General features: G+C 73.5%; 2 protein-coding genes. Both read left to right on the forward strand.

The window, feature by feature from the left end; translation table 11 throughout:
• Positions 1-1,865, forward strand: a 1,865-nt coding sequence (locus AB0G02_RS31825; protein ID WP_360801473.1) for an amino acid adenylation domain-containing protein, incomplete at its 5' end; no start/stop codon positions are given.
• Positions 1,866-1,958: 93 nt separating this feature from the next.
• Positions 1,959-3,016 (forward strand): condensation domain-containing protein (locus AB0G02_RS31830; protein ID WP_360801475.1); only part of this gene is annotated, 1,058 nt, incomplete at its 3' end.

Genomic DNA, 3,016 nt, shown 5'->3' on the forward strand with positions numbered 1-3,016 from the left:
ACATGGTCGGCCTGTACCTCAACACGCTGGTGCTGCGGGCCCGGGTCGACCCGACGGCCGCGTTCACCGACTTCCTCGACCGGGTGCGGGTCGACGTGCTCGACGGGCTGTCCAACCAGGAGGCCCCGTTCGAGCGGCTGGTGGACGTGCTGGCCCCCGACCGCGACCTGTCGCGCTCGCCGCTGTTCCAGGCGATGTTCGTCTTCCAGAACACCGAGCGCGCCGAGTTCACCTCCGCCGGGCTGCACGCCGAACCGGTGCACTCCCCGTGGCGCAGCGCGAAGTTCGACCTGACCCTGGAGGTCACCGAGCAACCGGACGGCACCCTGGCGGGTGTGCTGGAGTACCCCGTCGCGCTGTTCGACCGGACGACCGTCGAGCGGCTGGCGGGCCACTTCCGCACGCTGCTCGGCGGCATCACCGACGACCCCGCCGCCCGCGTCTCCGACCTGCCGTGGCTGACCGTGGCCGAGGTGGAGCAGTTGCGGCGCTGGTCCGAGCACCCGGCCGACTACCCCGGCGGCACGCTGCTCGACCTGCTGGGCGACCTCGGTCCGCTGGTGGTCGGGGACACGACCCTGACCGCCGCCGAGCTGGACGCGCTGGCGAACCGGGCGGCGCACCGGCTGCGGTCGCTCGGCGTCGGCCCGGAGGCGGTGGTCGGCGTGCGGCTGGAACGCGGCGTGGAGCTGGTCGTGGCGTTGCTGGGTGTGCTGAAGGCCGGTGGCGCCTACCTGCCGCTGGACCCGGAGTACCCGGAGGAGCGCCTGCGGTTCATGGTCGAGGACTCCGGGGCGGAACTGGTGCTGACCCGGGACTTCGTGGCCGGGACCGGCACGTCGGGCGGTCCGGTGGAGTCGGGGGTGGGTCCGGGCAATGCGGCGTACGTGATCTACACGTCGGGGTCGACGGGTCGTCCGAAGGGTGTGGTGGTCGAGCACCGTGCGGTGGTGAACCGGTTGCGGTGGGCGCAGTCGGAGTACGGGTTGGACGTGTCGGATCGGGTGTTGCAGAAGACGCCGTTCGGGTTCGACGTGTCGGTGTGGGAGTTCTTCTGGACGTTGTCGGCGGGCGCGACCCTGGTGGTGGCGAAGCCCGGCGGCCATCGTGATCCGGTCTACCTGGCGCGGACCATCGTCGAGCAGTGCGTCACGACGGCGCACTTCGTGCCGTCGATGTTGCGGGTGTTCCTGGACCAGTCGTTGCCGGTGTTGCCGTTGCGGCGGGTGTTGTGCAGCGGTGAGGCCCTGCCTGACGACTTGGCGGAGTCGTTCCACCGGGCGGTCGGGTGCGAGTTGCACAACCTGTACGGTCCGACGGAGGCCGCGGTCGACGTGACGGCCGTGCGTTGTCTGCCGGGGGAGAAGGTCACCATCGGCCGCCCGGTGGACAACACCCGGCTGCACGTCGTGGACGACCGGTTCGACGAGACCGACGGCCAGGGCGAGCTGATGATCGCCGGGGTGCAGCTCGCGCGCGGCTACCTCGGGCGGCCCGCGCTCACGGCGGAGCGGTTCGTGCCCAACCCGTTCGCGGACTCGCCGGGCGAACGGCTCTACCACACCGGTGACCTGGCCTCTTGGCTGCCGGACGGCACGATCGACTACCTCGGCCGCATCGACCACCAGGTCAAGCTGCACGGCAACCGGGTCGAGCTGGGCGAGGTCGAAGCCGCCCTGTTCACCCACCCCGGTGTCCGGGCCGCCGCCGTCGCGGTGCACGACAACCGGTTGGTCGGCTACGTCGTCCCGGTCGGCGCACCACCGGCCGACCTGCGCGACCACCTCGCCGTGACGCTGCCCGAGGTGATGATCCCGGTCGTGTGGACGGTGCTGGACGCGCTGCCGCTGACGTCCAGCGGCTAGACCGACCGCAAGGCCCTGCCCGCCCCCGACGCCCACCGCGCCGGCACCGCTCACGTCCCGCCCCGGAACCCCGCCGAAGCCCTGGTCGCCAAGGTGTTCGCCGAAGCCACCGGAGCGCAGCGGGTCGGCGCGGAGAGCGGCTTCTTCGAGCTCGGCGGCGACTCGCTGCGCGCCATCCGCGCCGTGGGCCTGCTGCGGGCGCACGACGTCGAGGTCAGCGTCCAGGACCTGTTCCGCAGGCAGACGGTCGCCGCCCTCGCCGCCGGGCTGACCACCGCCACCACCGCCCAGGCGGTCGGCACGGCACCGTTCGCCCTGGTCGACGAGGAGCAGCGGGCCGCGCTGCCCGCCGACGTGGTGGACGCCTACCCGCTCACCCAGGCGCAGGCGGGCATGGTGCACCTCATGCTGGCCGGCGCCGACCGCGGCCTGTACGTCAACACCCTGGGCTACCCCGTGCACGACGACGGCGAGTTCAGCCTGCCCGCGCTGCGCGAGGCCGCGCGGCTGCTCGCGGCCAAGCACGAGATCCTGCGGACCTCCATCGACCTGGCCGACGGCGGCACGCCGCTGCAACGCGTCCACGCGGCGGCCGAGGTCGACCTGGACTGCACCGACCTGCGCGGCCTGGACCGCGACACGCAGGCCGCACGGGTGCGGGGGTCCCTCGACGCCGACCGGGCCCGCCCGTTCGACCTGGCGCGGCCGTGCCTGCTGCGGCTGCACGTCCACCGGATCGACGACCGCGAGTGGCGGCTGACGTTCCGCTACGTCCACGCCATCCTCGACGGCTGGAGCCAGAACTCCCTGGTCGCGGAGCTGCTGGACGCCTACCGCGCGGTCCGCGCCGACCGGGCGTGGCCCGCGACCCCGCCGGCCGTCCGCTTCGCCGACACCGTGGCCCGCGAGCTGCTCGCCCTGGAGTCCGCGCAGGACCGCGCGTTCTGGGCCGACCGGGTCGACGGGGTCACCGGGTTCACCGTCCCGGCGGCGTGGGCGGGCGAGGACGACGGCGTGTACCGCACCGCGCGCGTGCCGCACGGCGACCTGCCCCTCGACGCCGTCGCGGCGGACGCCGGCGTGCCGCTCAAGAGCCTGCTCCTGGCCGCCCACCTCACCGCGCTGCGCACGATCTCCGGGGCCACCGACGG

The organism is Actinosynnema sp. NPDC023658 (assembly GCF_040639995.1).
Classification (GTDB): domain Bacteria; phylum Actinomycetota; class Actinomycetes; order Mycobacteriales; family Pseudonocardiaceae; genus Actinosynnema.